General features: G+C 73.3%; 17 protein-coding genes. 7 read left to right on the top strand and 10 right to left on the bottom strand.

Annotation, left to right across the window (positions count from 1 at the left end; genetic code table 11):
• Positions 1 to 59 precede the first annotated feature (59 nt).
• Positions 60 to 2,573 (top strand): DEAD/DEAH box helicase, encoded by a 2,514-nt coding sequence (locus tag ABD340_RS08325; RefSeq protein ID WP_344588012.1) that lies wholly within the window; start codon positions 60 to 62, stop codon positions 2,571 to 2,573.
• An 86-nt stretch (positions 2,574 to 2,659) separates the two neighbouring features.
• On the top strand, positions 2,660 to 3,460 hold the full coding sequence (locus ABD340_RS08330) for a carbon-nitrogen hydrolase family protein (protein WP_344588013.1): 801 nt from the start codon (positions 2,660 to 2,662) through the stop codon (positions 3,458 to 3,460).
• A gap of 33 nt (positions 3,461 to 3,493) precedes the next feature.
• Here the strand turns inward: ABD340_RS08330 and ABD340_RS08335 are convergent, their stop codons facing one another.
• Entirely contained in the window at positions 3,494 to 4,009 is a 516-nt protein-coding gene (locus ABD340_RS08335) for a cupin domain-containing protein (RefSeq protein WP_344588014.1), read from the bottom strand.
• Positions 4,010 to 4,043: 34 nt separating this feature from the next.
• Positions 4,044 to 4,418, bottom strand: a complete 375-nt coding sequence (locus tag ABD340_RS08340; RefSeq protein WP_344588015.1) for a VOC family protein — start codon at positions 4,416 to 4,418, stop codon at positions 4,044 to 4,046.
• Between the two features lie 148 nt (positions 4,419 to 4,566).
• Here ABD340_RS08340 and ABD340_RS08345 point away from each other — a divergent pair, with 148 nt between their 5' ends.
• Positions 4,567 to 5,439 (top strand): helix-turn-helix domain-containing protein, encoded by an 873-nt coding sequence (locus ABD340_RS08345; RefSeq protein ID WP_344588017.1) that lies wholly within the window; start codon positions 4,567 to 4,569, stop codon positions 5,437 to 5,439.
• Between the two features lie 96 nt (positions 5,440 to 5,535).
• Positions 5,536 to 6,327: an SAM-dependent methyltransferase gene (locus ABD340_RS08350; RefSeq protein WP_344588097.1), complete on the top strand. Its 792-nt coding sequence runs from the start codon at positions 5,536 to 5,538 to the stop codon at positions 6,325 to 6,327.
• A gap of 9 nt (positions 6,328 to 6,336) precedes the next feature.
• Here the strand turns inward: ABD340_RS08350 and ABD340_RS08355 are convergent, their stop codons facing one another.
• The 5 genes from ABD340_RS08355 to ABD340_RS08375 form a co-directional block, all read right to left on the bottom strand.
• Positions 6,337 to 7,386, bottom strand: coding sequence for an NAD-dependent epimerase/dehydratase family protein (locus tag ABD340_RS08355; protein ID WP_344588018.1), 1,050 nt, complete (start codon positions 7,384 to 7,386; stop codon positions 6,337 to 6,339).
• Positions 7,387 to 7,577: 191 nt separating this feature from the next.
• Positions 7,578 to 8,120, bottom strand: coding sequence for a Clp protease N-terminal domain-containing protein (locus ABD340_RS08360; RefSeq protein WP_344588019.1), 543 nt, complete (start codon positions 8,118 to 8,120; stop codon positions 7,578 to 7,580).
• 7 nt (positions 8,121 to 8,127) lie between these two features.
• Positions 8,128 to 8,361, bottom strand: coding sequence for a helix-turn-helix domain-containing protein (locus ABD340_RS08365; RefSeq protein WP_344588020.1), 234 nt, complete (start codon positions 8,359 to 8,361; stop codon positions 8,128 to 8,130).
• Positions 8,362 to 8,419: 58 nt separating this feature from the next.
• Positions 8,420 to 9,439 carry a CNNM domain-containing protein gene (locus tag ABD340_RS08370; protein WP_344588021.1) on the bottom strand — a complete coding sequence of 340 codons (1,020 nt, stop codon included), beginning with the start codon at positions 9,437 to 9,439 and terminating at the stop codon, positions 8,420 to 8,422.
• Between the two features lie 7 nt (positions 9,440 to 9,446).
• The gene (locus tag ABD340_RS08375) at positions 9,447 to 10,784 is read right to left on the bottom strand and encodes a hemolysin family protein (protein ID WP_344588022.1); all 1,338 of its coding nucleotides are present in this window, start codon (positions 10,782 to 10,784) and stop codon (positions 9,447 to 9,449) included.
• 124 nt (positions 10,785 to 10,908) lie between these two features.
• On the opposite strand from ABD340_RS08375, the gene ABD340_RS08380 reads away from it, so the two are divergent.
• The 3 genes from ABD340_RS08380 to ABD340_RS08390 all read left to right on the top strand — a co-directional run bounded on the left by ABD340_RS08380 (position 10,909) and on the right by ABD340_RS08390 (position 14,491).
• Positions 10,909 to 11,868: an MBL fold metallo-hydrolase gene (locus ABD340_RS08380; RefSeq protein ID WP_344588023.1), complete on the top strand. Its 960-nt coding sequence runs from the start codon at positions 10,909 to 10,911 to the stop codon at positions 11,866 to 11,868.
• Between the two features lie 15 nt (positions 11,869 to 11,883).
• Complete coding sequence (locus ABD340_RS08385) at positions 11,884 to 13,446, top strand: FAD-dependent oxidoreductase (protein ID WP_344588024.1); 1,563 nt, start codon at positions 11,884 to 11,886, stop codon at positions 13,444 to 13,446.
• Between the two features lie 64 nt (positions 13,447 to 13,510).
• Positions 13,511 to 14,491, top strand: coding sequence for a hypothetical protein (locus ABD340_RS08390; protein WP_344588025.1), 981 nt, complete (start codon positions 13,511 to 13,513; stop codon positions 14,489 to 14,491).
• Positions 14,492 to 14,510: 19 nt separating this feature from the next.
• Here the strand turns inward: ABD340_RS08390 and ABD340_RS08395 are convergent, their stop codons facing one another.
• From ABD340_RS08395 to ABD340_RS08405, 3 genes are all read right to left on the bottom strand, one after another.
• Positions 14,511 to 15,347, bottom strand: coding sequence for an acyl-CoA thioesterase (locus ABD340_RS08395; RefSeq protein ID WP_344588026.1), 837 nt, complete (start codon positions 15,345 to 15,347; stop codon positions 14,511 to 14,513).
• 57 nt (positions 15,348 to 15,404) lie between these two features.
• Positions 15,405 to 16,166 (bottom strand): DeoR/GlpR family DNA-binding transcription regulator, encoded by a 762-nt coding sequence (locus ABD340_RS08400; RefSeq protein ID WP_344588099.1) that lies wholly within the window; start codon positions 16,164 to 16,166, stop codon positions 15,405 to 15,407.
• A gap of 110 nt (positions 16,167 to 16,276) precedes the next feature.
• Positions 16,277 to 16,570 carry an HPr family phosphocarrier protein gene (locus ABD340_RS08405; RefSeq protein ID WP_344588027.1) on the bottom strand — a complete coding sequence of 98 codons (294 nt, stop codon included), beginning with the start codon at positions 16,568 to 16,570 and terminating at the stop codon, positions 16,277 to 16,279.
• Positions 16,571 to 16,604 lie beyond the last annotated feature (34 nt).

A 16,604-nucleotide genomic window follows, 5' to 3' on the forward strand; every position in this document is an offset into this window, starting at 1 on the left:
ACGATGATAATCAACCGGCCGTGGCGCGGGCAGTCGTCGAACGGGGGCAGGATGGAACGGTGAACCTCATCGATCAGCTCCCCTCCGCCGACGACGCCGACGCCGACGCGCTGTACGAGGCGTTCGAGCGATGGGTGTCCGGGCGCGGCATCACGCTGTACCCGGCGCAGGAGGAGGCGCTGATCGAGGCGGTGTCCGGCGCGAACGTGATCCTGTCCACCCCCACCGGCTCCGGGAAGAGCCTGGTGGCGGCCGGGGCGCTGTTCGCCGGGCTGGGCCGCGACCGGGTCGGTTTCTACACCGCGCCGATCAAGGCGCTGGTGTCGGAGAAGTTCTTCGACCTGTGCGAGATGTTCGGCCGCGAGAACGTCGGGATGATGACCGGCGACGCCAGCGTCAACGCCGACGCCCCGATCATCTGCTGCACCGCGGAGGTGCTGGCCAACATCGCGCTGCGGGACGGCACCGACGCCGACATCGGCCTGGTCGTGATGGACGAGTTCCACTTCTACGCCGAGCCCGAGCGCGGCTGGGCGTGGCAGATCCCGCTGCTGGAGCTGCCGCAGTCCCAGTTCCTGCTGATGTCGGCGACGCTGGGCGACGTCGCCTTCTTCCAGAAGGACCTCACCCGGCGGACCGGGCGGCCGACCGCGCTGGTCACCTCGGCGGAGCGGCCCGTCCCGCTGATCTACGATTACCGGGTCACGCCGCTGCACGAGACGATCGAGGAGCTGCTGGGCGAGCGGAAGGCCCCGATCTACCTGGTGCACTTCACCCAGGCCGCGGCGATCGAGCGGGCCCAGGCGCTGATGAGCATCAACGTGTGCTCCAAGGAGGAGAAGGCCCGGATCGCCGAGCTGATCGGCAACTTCCGCTTCACCACCCGGTTCGGCCGCAACCTGTCGCGGTTCGTCCGGCACGGCATCGGCGTCCACCACGCCGGGATGCTGCCCAAGTACCGGCGCCTGGTCGAGCGGCTCGCCCAGGCCGGGCTCCTGAAGGTCATCTGCGGCACCGATACGCTCGGCGTCGGCGTGAACGTCCCGATCCGCACGGTGGTGTTCACCGCGCTGAGCAAGTACGACGGGCACCGGGTGCGGCGGCTGCGGGCCCGCGAGTTCCACCAGATCGCGGGCCGCGCCGGCCGGGCCGGGTTCGACACCGTCGGGTTCGTCGTCGCGCAGGCCCCCGAGCACGTGGTGGAGAACGAGAAGGCCCTGGCCAAGGCGGGCGACGACCCCAAGAAGCGCCGCAAGGTGCAGCGGAAGAAGCCGCCGGAGGGCTTCGTCGGCTGGGACGGGGACACCTTCAAGAAGCTGCAGGAGGCGGAGCCGGAGATGCTCCGCTCCCGGTTCGAGGTCAGCCACGCGATGCTGCTGTCGGTGATCGCCCGTCCTGGGAACGCGTTCCAGGCGATGAAGCGGCTGCTCACCGACAACCACGAGGATCCGGCCGCGCGCCGGCGGCACATCTCCCGGGCGGTCGCGATCTACCGGTCGCTGCTGTCCGGCGGCGTGGTGGAGGCCCTGGCGGAGCCGGACGAGCAGGGCAGGTACGCCCGCATCACCGTCGACCTCCAGGAGGACTTCGCGCTCAACCAGCCGCTGTCGACGTTCGCGCTGGCCGCCTTCGAGGTGCTCGACCCGGCCTCGCCCTCGTACGCGCTGGACGTGCTGTCGGTGATCGAGGCGACGCTGGACGATCCGCGGCAGATCCTGGCCGCCCAGCTCAACAAGGCGCGCGGCGAGGCCGTCCAGGAGATGAAGGCCGAGGGCATCGAGTACGAGGAGCGGATGGAGCTGCTCCAGGACGTCGACTACCCCAAGCCCCTGGAGGAGGAACTGGAGGCGGCGTACGAGATCTACCGCACGGGCCATCCGTGGGTGGGCGACCATCCGCTGCGGCCCAAGTCGGTGGTGCGCGACATGTACGAGCGGGCGATGACGTTCACCGAGTACATCGCCTACTACGAGCTGGCGCGCGGCGAGGGACTGGTGCTCCGCTACCTGTCGGGGGCCTACAAGGCGCTGCAGCAGACCGTGCCCGAGTCGATCAAGACCGATGATCTGATCGACCTGATCGAGTGGCTGGGCGAGCTGGTCCGGCAGGTCGACTCCAGCCTGCTGGACGAGTGGGAGCAGCTGGCCAACCCGCAGGACGACGATCTGGAGGAGGCGATCGCGGAGCGGGTCACCAAGGTCACCGCGAACGCCCGCGCGTTCCGGGTGCTGGTCCGCAACGCACTGTTCCGCCGGGTGGAACTGGCCGCGCTGGAGCGGTACGCCGAGCTGGGCGACCTCGATCCCGACTTCGGCGCCGGCGGCTGGGCGGACGCCATGGCGGGCTACTGGGAGGAGCACGACGACCTCGGCACCGGCCCGGACGCCCGCGGTCCCAAGCTGCTCCAGATCGAAGAGGTCCCCGACGAGCTTCTGTGGCGCGTGCGGCAGGTCTTCGACGATCCGGAGGGCGACCGCGACTGGGGCATCACCGCCGAGGTCGACCTGGCGGGATCGGACGAGGCGGGCGAGGCGGTCATCAAGGTCATCGCCGTGGACCGGCTGGGCGGCTGACCGTTCGCCCGGCCGGGCGGGCCCACGCTTATCGCCGACGTAACGGGGCAGGCCGTAGCGGGGGAGCGCGGGACAAGGAGAATGACATGGTGCAGGTTGCGGTGGCGCAGTTCGCGTCCGGGCGGGACAAGGCACAGAACCTGGCCGACGCCCAGAAGTTCGTGGTGGAGGCGGCCGGCCGCGGGGCGCGGCTGGTGGTGCTGCCCGAGTACGCGATGTTCAACGCGCTGACGATGGACGAGCGGCTCGTCGAGTCGGCCGAGCGGCTGGACGGGCCGTTCGTCAGCGGTCTGGGCGAGACGGCCGCGCGGCACGGCGTGCACGTCGTCGTCGGTGTGAACGAGGTCGTGGACGAGCCCGGCCGCATCTCCAACACCCTGGTCGCCCTCGCCCCGTCCGGCGAGCCGGTCGCCCGCTACAGCAAGGTCCACCTGTACGACGCCTTCGGTCTCAAGGAGTCCGACGTGGTGCGGCCGGGCGCCATCGACGCGCCGCAGACGTTCGAGGTCGAGGGCGTCACCTTCGGCATGCAGACCTGCTACGACCTGCGGTTCCCGGAGATGACCAGGCAGCTGGTGGACGCCGGGGTCGACGCGCTGGCGCTGCCCGCCCAGTGGGTGCCCGGCCCGCTGAAGGAGGACCACTGGCGCACCCTCGTCCGGGCCCGCGCGATCGAGAACACGATCTACGTCGTCGCCGCCGACCAGTGCGCGCCGAACGGCGCCGGCAACAGCATGATCATCGATCCGATGGGCGTGGTGGTCGCGTCCCTGGGCGAGGGGACGGGCACCGCGGCCGGGGAGGTCTCGCCGGACCGCGTCGCCGAGGTCCGCGAGAAGAACCCCGCCCTCCGGCTCCGCCGCTTCGGCGTCATCCCGCTCGGCTGACGTTCCCGCGCCGCCTGGCCGGGGGCGGCTGGATCAGACCATGTACTGGTCGTGGCGCTCGTACAGCTCGGTCCACTCCTCCTTCGACGGCTGCCGGCCGCTCATCACGATGTCGGCCAGCTCCTCGAAGTAGCCCTCGCGCGGCGCGCCCGGCGTGAACAGCAGCAGCATCGACGCGGGCTCGCCCGACTCGTTGCGGAAGGCGTGGATCCCGCCCTCGGGTATGTGGAGGAAGTCGCCGGGCGCGCCGTCCACCCACTCGGCGCCGTCGTACAGGCGCACCGTCCCGGAGATGATGAAGAACGACTCGGTGATCGTCCGGTGGAAGTGCGGGGCCGCCCCGGACGCGGGGCGGCCCATGTCCCACCGGTAGAGCCCGAAGCGGCCGCCGGTCGAGCCGCCGGTGCCCAGGTAGTGCACCTGGGTACTGGGCTCGGGCCGCCCGTCGACCTCCTTGGTGATCGTCAGGTCGGGACCGGTGCCGGCCCGCCGCAGCACTCCGCTGATCTCACCGTTCTCACCCAGGTACCGGGCCTCTGGATAGGACATAGAGCCTCCTCGTTCCCCGGGCAGGCTCTCATGATCAGCCGCCGTACGGGACGGTGAGCACCTCCATGGCATGTCCGGACGGGTCGTCGAAGTAGACGCCGCGCCCGCCGTCCCGCGTGTTGATCTTCCCGGTGCCGCCGCCCCCGGGGTCGGCGTAGTAGCGGGCGCCGGATTCCTTGATGCGGGTGAGGATGCCGTCGAACTCCTCGTCCGGGACCAGGAAGGCGCAGTGGTGCCGGCGGAAGTCGTCGGAGTCCATGAAGTCGAGGGTCACCCCGTTCCCGGTCCGCACCGGGACGAACGGGCCGGTCCGGGCGCCGGCCTCCAGGCCGAGGACGCGGGCGAGGAACTCGGCCGAGGCCTGCTTGTCCTTGGCGGGGACGATGATGTGGTCAAGCTGGATGGACATCGTGTTCCACCTCCTCTTTCACCGAGTCTGCGACCTCGAGTGCGGATGAGGTCAACCCGCCGGGTCGGCGCCCTCATCCGCCCAGACTGCGCATAGCGCCCCTCTTGTGAGATTCTCAGTAGATCGGCGGTGTGTGTGGGAATGGGACATGACCATAGAGCGGACGGCTGACGGCTCCGGACGGGCAGGGCCCACGGTGGCGCGGATGCTGCTCGGCGGGCGGCTGCGCCGGCTGCGCGAGGCGCGGGGCATCACCCGCGAGGCGGCGGGCGACGCGATCCGGGGCTCGGATTCCAAGATCAGCCGGTTGGAGCTGGGCCGTACCGGCTTCAAGCGCCGGGACGTCGACGACCTGCTCACCCTCTACGGCGTGACCGACGAGGCGGAGCGCTCGGAACTGCTCGACCTGGTCCGGCAGGCCCGCGCGGCCGGCTGGGTGCACGACTACGGTGACGTCGTCCCGGGCTGGATGGCCACCCGGCTGGAGTTGGAGCAGGCGGCGGCGCTGATCCGCGGGTACGAGATGCAGTTCGTGCCGGCGCTGCTGCGCACCGAGACCTACGCGCGGGCGGTGCTGTCGTCCGAACCGGAGGACGGCGGGCCGCAGGTGGAGCGCAGGCTCGAACTGCTGGAGCGGTGCCGGCGCTTCCTGACCGGCCCGGAGCCGCCGCGGGTGTGGATGGTCATCGACGAGGCGGCGCTGCGCCGCCGGGTCGGCGGCCTGGAGACGATGCGGGCGCAGCTGCGGCACCTGATCGACCTGGCCGGGCTGCGGCACATCACCGTGCAGGTGATGCCGTTCAGCACGGGCGTCGCGGCCGGCGGGGCGATCACCCTCCTGCGGTTCGGGGAGCCGGAACTGGGCGACGTGGTCTACCTGGAGCAGCTCACGAGCACGCTCGTCCTGGACAAGCCCACCGACATCTACCACTACCGGCAGGTCATGGACCGGCTCAGCGCCCGCGCCGAGCCGCCCGCCTCGACCGTCGATGTCCTGCACGAGATCCTCAAAAGCACTTGAACCCGGCACCACACCATCTTCTGGACCCAACCGGCGGAGGTTTGCGTGACTAGAGGCGAGACGTCGTTCTCCTGGGACGACGCGGAGAAGGACCTGATGGAGGGGATCGACACCACCGTCCCCCATTCGGCACGGGTCTGGAACTACTGGCTCGGCGGCAAGGACAACTACCCCGTCGACCAGGAGCTGGGCGAGCAGTTCCGCGAGGTCTTCCCCGGCATCGTCGACCTGGCCCGCACCTCGCGGGCGTTCCTGGCGCGCGCGGTCACCCGCCTGGCCGCAGAGCACGGGGTCCGGCAGTTCCTCGACGTCGGCACCGGCCTGCCGACGCTCGACAACACCCACGAGGTCGCGCAGCGGGCCGCCCCCGACGCCCGGATCGTGTACGTCGACAACGATCCGCTGGTGCTGGCGCACGCCCGCGCCCTGCTCACCAGCACCCCCGCGGGCGCCACCGCCTACATCGACGCCGACCTGCACGACCCCGAGGCGATCCTGGAGCAGGCCGGGCGGACGCTCGACCTCACCCGGCCGGTCGCGCTCATCGTGGTCCAGATCCTCGGGCACATCCCGCCGGAGAACGAGGACGCCGAGGCGCGCGGCATCCTGCGCCGCCTGCTGGACGGGCTCCCGCCGGGCAGCTTCCTGGCGCTCAACGACAGCGCCACCACCAACCAGGCCAACGTCGAGGCCACCACCAAGGCCTACAACGAGAGCGGCGCGGTTCCGTACCACCTGCGGACCCCCGAGCAGATCCGCCGGCTGTTCGAGTGCGTGGAAACGCTGCCGCCCGGCGTGGTGCCGATCGAGCGGTGGCATCCGGACACGCCCCCCTGGGGTGCCGAGGAGGAGGTGGGCGCCCTGGGCGGCGTCGGCCGCAAGCCCTGATCGGCCGGGTCAGGGCCGGCGGCCCACACCCGTCATCAGCTCGCGCAGCCGCAGCGGCCCGCTCGTCCGCGGTGCCAGCGGCGGGGTGTCCATGCCCGCGTCGGCGCGCAGCCCGTCCAGGAACTCGCGCATCGCCTCCATGCCGGTGTGCGTGGGCGACCAGCCCAGTTCCGCCCTGGCCCGGGTGGTGTCCATGATCGGGATGTGCAGGGCCAGGTCGAGCAGATCGGGCGAGGCGGGCACCATGCCGAGCGTCCACGCGGCGCGCAACACGGCGCGGGCGCCGCGGGCGGGCACCGGCACCTTGCGGGCCTTGAGCAGGTCGGCCAGCTCGTCGGCGCCGATGACCGGCTCGGCCGCCAGGTTGAACGGGCCGCGCACGTCCTGGAGGACGGCCAGCCGGTAGGCGTTGCCCGCGTCGACGGCGTGCAGCGCCTGGAACCGGAGCCTGGGGATGTCCGGGACGACCGGGATCAGCCACGGCCGCATCAGCGGGCTGGGCAGGAACGGCCCGGCGACGAGGCGGCGCTGCTCGGCGGCCGCCTCGCGCTTGAAGACGAGCCCCGGCCGCATCCGCACGACGCGGCAGTGCGGATGGTCGGTCTGGAAGCCGTCCAGCAGCCGTTCCACATAGGACTTCTCGCGGCTGTAGGCGGCGGCGGGCCAGCCGTGCGTGGGCCACGTCTCGGTCACGCCGCGGTCCTTGGGGCCGGGGGAGTACGCCCCGACGGACGAGGCGTACACGAGGGCCGGCACGCCCGCCTCGGCGACGGCCATGAACACCCGCGCGCTGCCGAGCACGTTGGCGCGCCAGGTCACCATGGGCGCGTGCGTGGGCTGGAACAGCCAGGCCAGGTGGACGACCGCGTCCGCGCCCCGGAAGTGCGGGACCAGGTCGGTCTCCCGCACGTCGGCCACGGCCCACCGGGTCTTGTCGATCTTCAGTGCCGGGCGCCGGCGGGCGAGCCCCAGGATCGAGGTGACCCGGGAGTCGGCGGCCAGCGCCTGCACGGTGCTGGTGCCCACGTTGCCGGTGGCGCCGACGACCACGACGCGCATGCCTGCCTCCGTCGGTTTGCGGGAACGATGGCATCCGCCTACCCGCGCGCCCGGGTGCCAAGCGGTCAGGACGAGGGGTCGCCGAAGACTTTGCCCAGATTAAAGATCCCCGCGGGGTCGAGGGCGTTGGCGCCGCCGGAGCGCGGCCACCGGATCGGTCATCCACCCGACATAATCCACCCGACATGAGGTCAGGCGGCCGCGGCGTTGATCAGCCGGGTGACGTCGGCGCGCAGGGCGTCGACGTCCACGCCCTCGGCCACCAGCACGCGCACCGCCTCGGTCTTCTCGTCGTGCAGGACGCCCAGCAGGATGTGGCCGTCGTCGATGCGGTCGTGCTTGAGCCGGATGGCGTGCCGCAGGCTCAGTTCCAGCGCCTTCTTGCTCTCCGGCGCGAAGGGGATGTGGCCTTTGCGGAAGCGGCCGGCCGGCGCGTCGAGCGCGCCCTCGCCGAAGGTGCCCTCGGCGGCCTCCCGGACGGCGTCCAGGTCGATGCCCAGGGTGCGCAGCGCCTCGGCGTCGAGGTCGCCCTCGCCCGCCCTGCGCGCGACGCTCGCGCGCAGGGCGCCGATCTCCAGGCCGCGGCCGCGCAGGGCCCGGGCCGCCGGTCCGTCGCCGCGGAGGAGGGCCAGCAGGAGGTGCCCGGTGCCGATCTTGCGCCCGGACGTCGCGCGGCACTCCTCCTGGGCCCCGGTCACCGCGGCCCTGGCCGCCTTGGTGAAGCGTTCGAACATCCCCCTGTCACCTTTCCTTCTTGAGGACACGGCGCCCGCCGCCGTGCTTCTTGTGGACGGCCTGCCTGCTCACGCCGAGGCAGACCGCGATCTCCTGCCAGGACCAGCCCCGCTCGCGCGCGCCGGCGACCTGCAGCGCCTCCAGCCGGTCGGCCAGTTCGCGCAGCGCCCGCACGGCGCGCAGCCCGACGGCCGGGTCCCGGCTGCCCGCCTCCTCGGCGAGCCTCACTCCGTCGTCCATGATGTCAATGTAGGTTGACAGAGCGCTGATGTCAACCGAAGTTGACATCAGCGTTGGGTCAGGCCGGGCTGAGCAGCGTGGTGAGGAGATCGTCCAGGTTGATCAGGCCGGCGATCCGCCCGTCCGCGTGCCGCACCAGGCCGAGCTGGCTGTGCCGGGCGCGCAGCGTCGTCACCGCCTCCGCGACCGGGGTCGCCGCCACCAGCACCGGCACCGGATGCGCCAGCTCCCCGGCCGTGGCCGCACGGCCGCGCGCCCGCGCCAGGTAGGCGTCCCGCACATGCACCATCCGCGGCGGCTCCCCCTCCGCCGCGCCGCTCAGCATCAACCGCAGCCGGCCGGTGCCCGCCGCGATCCCCACCACCTCGTCCGCGGTCGCCGCGGGCGGCACCGTATCGATCTCCGAGAGCGGGATGACCAGGCCCTCCAGCGGCGTCCGCGGCGCGTCCAGCGCGGCGGTCAGCAGGTGCAGATCGGTCTCCTCGATCAGCCCCAGCCGGCGCGACTCCACCGCCAGGCTGCGCAGCTGCTCGGGCGTCCGGGACACCCGCGGCGAGTCGCGCGGCGGTACCCCCGCCATCCGCAGCAGCAGGTTCGTGGTCGCGTTCAGCGCCGCCAGCACCGGCCGCACCACCGCGGTGAACGCCCGGAACGGCACCGCCAGGATCATCGCCGACCGCTCCGGCCGGATGATCGCCCACGACTTGGGCGCCATCTCCCCGACCACCATGTGCAGGAACGTCACCACCCCCAGCGCCAGCACGAACGCCACCGCGTGCGCCGCCCCGTCCGGCAGCCCCGCCGCGTGGAACGGCGGGACCAGCGTGTCGGCGATCAGCGGCTCGGACACCAGGCCCAGCCCCAGCGAGCACATCGTGATCCCCAGCTGCGCCCCCGCCAGCATCAGCGACAGCTCCTCGATGCCCGCCACCGCCGCGGCGGCCGTGCGGCTGCCCCGCGCCGCGGCCCGCTCCAGCCGCGGCCGCTTGGCCGCCACCAGCGCGAACTCCGAAGCGACGAAGAACCCGTTGGCGGCCAGCAGCCCCACGGTCAGCGGCACCCCGGACGACAGGTTCACGGAACGATCAGCCGCCTTCCCCATCGCCGCCGGCGGCCCGCAGCCGGATCAGCTCCGGCACGTGCCGGCGCACCGTCAGCACCTCCACCACCGCCCGCCGCGGCGGCTCGTCCAGCCTGCGCCGCGGCAGCTCGACCGCCACCACGTCGCCCGGCTCGGCGATCCGGCCCAGCCGCTTGAGCAGCAGCCCGGCGACCGTCTCGTAGTCCTCGCCCGCGGGCAGCTCGATCCCGGTCTCGTGCTCGACCTCGTCCACCCGCAGGCCGGCGTCGACCGTCCACCAGTCGCCGCGGCGCACCGCCAGGTCCTCGTCCACCTCCTTCTCGTCGGCGATCTCACCGACCAGCTCCTCGGCCACGTCCTCCCAGGTGATCAGGCCCGCGAAGCCGCCGTACTCGTCCACCACGCAGGCGATCGAGCGCTCGCCGTCGCGCAGCCGCGCCACCACGTCCGGCAGCGGCAGCGTCGTCGGCAGCAGCGGCGCGGGACGGGCGATGTCGCGCACCGGCGTGCGGGCGGCCTCCTCGGGCGGCAGCCCGACCAGCTCCTCCAGGCCGACCACGCCGACCAGGTCGTCCACGCTCTCGCCGACCACCGGGTAGCGGGTGTGCCCGCAGGCGGTGATGATCTCGCTGAGGTCGGCCGCCCACGCCGCGGCCGGGACGGTCACCACGTCCACCCGGGGCACCATCACCTCCTCGGCGGTGCGCTCGGAGAACACCAGCGCCCGCTCCAGCAGGTCCGCGTGGCCCTCCTGCAGCTCCTCGCCGGACTCGCCGATGATGTGGCCCAGCTCTTCCAGCGTCGCGCCGTGGTGCAGCTCCTCCACCGGCTCGATGCCCACCGCCCGCAGCAGCCGGTCCGCCGCGGTGTCGAACAGCCGGATCACCGGTGCCGCCACCGCCAGGTAGACCAGGGTGGACGGCGCCAGCGCCCGCGCCAGCGGCTCCGCCCGGGCCAGCGCCAGGTTCTTGGGGAACAGCTCGCCCAGCAGCATCTGCACGATCGTGGCCAGCGCGAACCCGGTCGCCACCGCGATCCCGCCGGCCGCCGCGTCCGGCACCCCGGCCGTCGCCAGGCCCGGCGCGATCAGGTCGGCCAGCGCGGGCTTGGCGATGAACCCGACGACCAGGGCGGTCACCGTGATGCCGAGCTGGGCGCCGGACAGCATGAACGACACCCGCTCCATCACCCGCACCGCGCGGGCGGCGTTCCGGTCGCCCTCCCGGGCCAGCCGCTCCAGCTCCGGCCGGTCGGCGGTGACGAAGGCGAACTCCTGTGCGACGAACCATCCCGTCGCGGCGGTCAGCAGCACGACGGCCAGCAGTCCGAGCGCTACGTCCACGCTCAATCCCTTCCCCGCGCAAGATCCTTTCTCACCCGGGATTGCCGGGCGCCTCGCGGTGGAATGAAACCCTGCGCCGCCGTTGACCGCCGTGATCCACGAACCGGAAGGTGAGGGGGCAACGATGCCCAGGCCGTTCGCGTCGTCCGCCGATCTGGCGGACAAGGAGCAGACCCTCGAAGTACTCGCCGACGGGGTGTACGCGCTCACCGCCGAAGGGGATCCCAACGTCGGGGCCGTCGAGGGCGAGGACTTCCTGGTCTGCTTCGAGGCGCTCGCCACCCCCGCCGCCGCCCGCGACTGGCTCGCGGTGCTGCGGCAGCACACCGACAAGCCGATCCGCTACCTGGTGCTGTCGCACTACCACGCCGTCCGCACGCTGGGCGCGAGCGCGTTCGGCGCCACCACGATCATCGCGCACGACCGCACCCGCGCGCTGATCGCCGAGCGCGGCCGGGAGGACTGGGAGTCGGAGTACGGGCGGATGCCGCGGCTGTTCAAGGAGCCCGAGGGCATTCCGGGGCTCACCTGGCCGGCGGTGACCTTCGCCGGCACCCTCACCATCGACCTGGGCGGCGACCGCGGCGACCTCGACCTGGCCTACTGCGGGCGCGGCCACACCGAGGGCGACATCGTGGCCTGGCTGCCCCGGCGGCACATCCTGTTCGCCGGCGACCTGGTCGAGACGCAGGCCGCCCTCTACACCGGCGACGCCTTCCACCGCGAGTGGGCCGCCGGCACCCTCGACCACGTCGAGTCGTTCGGCGCCCGCACACTGGTCGGCGGGCGCGGCGCGGTCGCGCACGGGCGGGAGGCGGTGCGCGCCGCCATCGCGCAGACCCGCGACTTCCTGGACGTGATGACCGCCGAGGTCGGCCGGGTCCACGACCGCGGCGGCACGCTCAAGGACGCCTTCGAGGCGGTGCACGCCGTGCTGGCCCCCGCCTACGGCCCCTGGCCGATCTTCGAGCACTGCCTCCCGTTCAACGTCTCCCGGCTCTGGGACGAGCTGGACGGCGTCGAACGCCCCCGGATCTGGACCGCCGACCGCGACCGCGAGGTGTGGGCCGAACTGCAGAGCTAGGGCGTGGACCAGCCGATGGACAGGGTGGTGGTGATCGGGGCCGGGCCGGTGGGGCTGACCGCCGCGCTGCTCCTGGCCCGCTGGGGGCTGCCCGTGCTGGTACTGGAACGGCATCGGGCGCGGGAGCCGATCGGGTCCCGCTCGATCTGCCAGCAGCGGGACGTCCTGGACATCTGGTGCCACGCGGGCGCGGGCGCGGTGGCCGCGGAGGGGCTGGCCTGGACGACCGCGCGCACCTACTACCGCGACCGGGAGCTGTTCTCGTGGCAGTTCGCCGAGGCGGGGACGCTGCCGCCGTGCGTCAACATCTCGCAGTCCCGCACCGAGGAGATCCTGGACGCGTGCGCCGCCGCCCGCCGGGACCTGATCGAGGTGCGGCGGGGATGCGAGGTGACCGGGCTGGAACAGGACGCCGACGGCGTCACCCTGCGCTGCGCCGACGGCCGGGAGGTCAGGGCCCCGTACGTGGTGGCGTGCTCGGGCGGGCGGTCCGGCGCCGTCCGGGACGCGCTCGGCATCGGCTTCCCGGGGGAGAGCTTCGACGACCGGTTCCTCATCGTCGACCTGGAGGCCGAGCTGCCGGGCTGGGAGCGCGAGCGGCGGTTCTACTTCGACCCGCCCTGGAACCCCGGCCGCCAGGTGCTCATCCACCCGTGCCCCGGCTCCCGCTACCGGATCGACTGGCAGGTCCCGCCCGAGTTCGCGCTGGACGAGGAGGAGGCCGGCGGCCTCGACCGGCGGGTGCGGCAGATCATCGGGGACCGCCCGTACACGCTGGTGTGGCACTCGGTGTACCGCTTCCAGTCCCGCGTCGCCGACCGGATGCGGGCCGGGCGGGTGCTGCTGGCGGGCGACTGCGCGCACCTGTACGCGCCGTTCGGCGCGCGGGGCCTCAACTCCGGGGTGCCGGACGCGGAGAACGCCGCCTGGAAGATCGCGTTCGTGGCGCGCGGCTGGGCGCCGCCCGCACTGCTGGAGACCTACCACGCGGAACGGCACGCGGCCGCCCGGGAGAACCTCGACGTCACGGCCGCGACCATGCGCTTCCTCGTGCCGCCGGACGAGTCGGCGCGGGCGCACCGGGTCGCCGCGCTGGACCGCGCGGCGGCCGACCCCGCGGCGATCGGCGGCGTCGACTCGGGCCGGTTCGCCGAGCCGTACTGGTACGACGCGTCCCCGCTCACCACCGCCGAGCCGTCCCGGCCGCCGCCCGCGGGCCGTCCGCCGAAGGGCGCCGTGCAGCCGCCCGCGCCCGGGGTGATCGTGCCGGACGCGCCCCTCGGCGCGACCCGCCTCCGCGAGTCGCTCCGCGACGGATTCACGCTCCTCCTCGCCCCCGATCTGGGCGCCGGGGACGAGCTCGCCGCCGCGGCCCGGGCCGAGTCGGAGGCGCCGCTGCGCGTCCTCGACCTGGCCCGGATCGACCCGCGCGGCGAGCTGGCCCGCGCCCTGGACGTGCGGCCCGGTGAGGCGTGGCTGGTCCGTCCGGACGCGCACCTGGCCGCGATCCTGCCGCGCCCCCGCCCGGAGACGCTTGCCGCCGCCTACCGCACGGCCCTCGGTGTGCGGGAATCGTGAAGATCGCGGAGACGCCCTGGAGCGCTCCTCGTCCCCGTGATAGGCACAAGTGATGGGAGTGCCCTTGAGCAAAGACGGATGCCCCCGTGCCGTCTTCGACCCCGAGATCCCGGCCGCCGACCGCGCGCTGCTGGACACCGCCCCCGAACGGCTGGTCGCCGCCCACCTGCCGGTCCCGCCGCGCCCGCGGCCCGGCCGCGCGACGATCGCCGCGCGCGTCCTGTGGATCCCGCCGTTCGCCTTCTTCTACGGCGTGCTGCCCGGCGGCTGGATCCGCGCGTTCTTCATCGCCTCGCTCGACCAGGACGACGACAACGTCTTCCGGTGGGGCCGCGCCTCCATGCTGGCGATGATGGTCACCCCGGCCGTCCAGTTCGCGCTGATCCTGCTCGGCCAGGGCGAGGCCGCGGCGCTGCTGGCCGCGGCGAGCTTCACCGGCTGGGTGGCGGGGACGCTGCGGCACCTGCGCGAGCCCGCCGCCGCGCGCGCCGCCCGCGAGCGGCACGGCCGCTACCTGCTGCCGGGCGACTTCGACCGGCCCGCCGCCCGGCTGCTGCTGCGCGCGCAGCGGGCGAGTGACGCCGTACTGGGCTCGGCGGCGCATACCGAAGGGCTGCTGGACGACGTCGAGAACACGGTCGTGCTGCCCCGTCAGGAGTGGGCGATCGCGAGCGCGCTGGCCGAGCAAACCCGCCTGCGCCGCGCCGAGCGTCCCGAACGGCTCTCCCCGCGGGTGCGGGCGCTGCTGGAGCCGCAGCGCCGCGCCCTGGAACTGTCGGTCGCCTCCATCGTCGAACGCATCGAGGCGCTGGAGGCGTACGCGGAGCACACACGCGAACTGGACGACGCCTACCGCGAATGGGAGTTCGTGCGGCGGTTGCCCGAGCAGAACGAACGCTACCGCGAACTGCTGGCCGCGACCGTGCGCGACGATCTGGCCCGCGAGGAGATCGAGCGCCTGGACGACGGCGCCCGCACGGCCCGGGACATGCTCCGCGAGGCGGTCGGCGGCGCCGTGCGCGCCGGACACGCCCTGGCCCCCTGAACAGCCCCGCGCCTTCCCCTCAGAAAGTGGAGTCGCGGGCGGGGCGCAGCAGGGCCTCTTGCGCGATCGAGGCGACCAGCGTGCCGTCCTCGGCGTGCAGCGTGCCGCGGGCCAGTCCGCGCGCGCCGAAGTTGCTCATCGGCTCGACGGAGAACAGCAGCCATTCGTCCACGCGCGCGGGCCGGTTGAACCAGAGCGCGTGGTCGATGCTGACGGCCGCCGCCAGCTCGCGCGGCGAGCCCGGCGCCCGCGCGCTGCTGACCACGGCCATGTCCGACAGGTAGGTGATCAGGCACGCGTGCAGCGCCAGATCGTCGCCCACGGGGCCGCGGCACCGGATCCAGAACGGATGCGGGATCGGGAAGCCGTGCGGCCGCGGCGGCTTCACCGCGCGCACGTCGAACCCGGCCGGGTGGCGGATCAGCGCGGGCAAGGTGGGCGTCGGCAGCTCCTCGGGCGGCGGGACGTCCGGCAGGCCCGCGGGCTGCCAGTCGAAGCCCGGCTCCGGATCGTGGAACGAGGCGATCATCTCGAAGATGGGCTTGCCGCCCTGGCTCGCCGTGACGTGCCGGGTGGCGAACGACCGGCCGTCCCGGGTGCGCGCGACCTCCAGCCGCAGCGGCTCATCGGGCATGCCGGGCCTGATGAAGTAGGCGTGCAGCGAGTGGGGGAGCCGCCCGGGCGGGACGGTCAGGCAGGCCGCGCGCAGGCTCTGCGCCGCCACCTGCCCGCCGAACAGCCGCTCCCGGCCGGCCACCGGGCGCGCCGTGACCAGGTAGGTGTCCTCGTCCAGCGGGGTCAGGTCGAGCATCCGCACGATCTCGGGCGGGGACTCCCCGTCCGTCCGATGGCTCACAGGGGTGCCTCCCACGCGCGATCCTCCGCAAAGCCCCTCCAACCGTACAGAGGTGGTTCAGGCGCGGACGACCTCGGGGCCCGCGGCGGCCAGCTCGGCGGCCACCTCGGTGTCCAGCCCGGTGTCGGTGATCAGCACGTCGATCTCCGACAGCGCCGCGAACCGCACCAGGTTGTCATTGCCGATCTTGGTGCGGTCGGTCAGCAGCACCCGCCGCCGGGACGAGGCGATCATCGCCCGCTTGACCGCCGCCTCCGCCTGGTCGGAGGTGGTCAGCCCGTGCGCGGCCGAGCAGCCGTTGGTGGCCATGAACGCCACGTCCACCCACAGGTCGGCCAGCGGGCGCAGCACCCAGTCGTCCACCGTGGCCAGGGTGCGCGCCCGCACCCGCCCGCCCAGCATGATCACGGTCAGGTTGGCGCGGGCGGCCAGCGCGGTGGCGTGCGGCGGCGAGTTCACGATCACGGTCAGCTCGCGGTCGCCGGGGAGCAGCTGCACCAGCCGGGCCGTGGTGGTCCCGGCATCGATGATCACCGAGCCCTCGTCGGGCAGCTCGGCGAGCGCGGCCTTGGCGATCCGCTCCTTCTCCTCGGTGAGCACGGCGTCGCGCGCCGCCAGCGCGGGCTCGAAGCCCAGCCGCTCCACGGGGATCGCGCCGCCGTGCACCCGGCGCAGCGTGCCCGCCCGCTCCAGGACGGTCAGGTCGCGCCGGATCGTCTCGGTGGTGACCGCGAACTCCTCCGACAGCGCGACCACGTCGACGCGGCCGTCGGCGCGGGCCCGCGCCAGGATCGCCTGCTGCCGTTCCTCGGCGTACATGGTCGGCTCACCCGTTCCGGACGTCGTCATGACGTCCCTCATTGTCGTACACCGCGGGGCCCGGCGCGCGGCCGCACGGGCCGATCAGGCGGGCCGGTCAAGCGGGCCGATCAAGCGGGCTCGGCGTGATCGGGCTCCTCGGCGTCCAGATCGCGGGCGATCAGCGCGGCCAGCTCGTCCAGCACCCGCTCGGCCTGCTCGCCCTCGGCGCTGAGGGTCACCTCCGCGCCGTGGCCGGCGCCCAGCGCCAGCACCGCCAGGATGCTGGCGGCCGGCACTGGCGGCTTGCCGCCGGTGCTGATGAGGACCGGCACGGGCTGCCGCGCCGCCTCTCCCACGAAGATCTTGGCGGGCCGCGCGTGCAGTCCCTGCGCCGACCCGACGACGACGGTGCGTTCGGCCACGTTCTCCCTGCCTTCCGGGGATCCTCCCCGCTCG

This window comes from Actinomadura vinacea (genome assembly GCF_039532545.1).
Lineage (GTDB): Bacteria > Actinomycetota > Actinomycetes > Streptosporangiales > Streptosporangiaceae > Spirillospora > Spirillospora vinacea.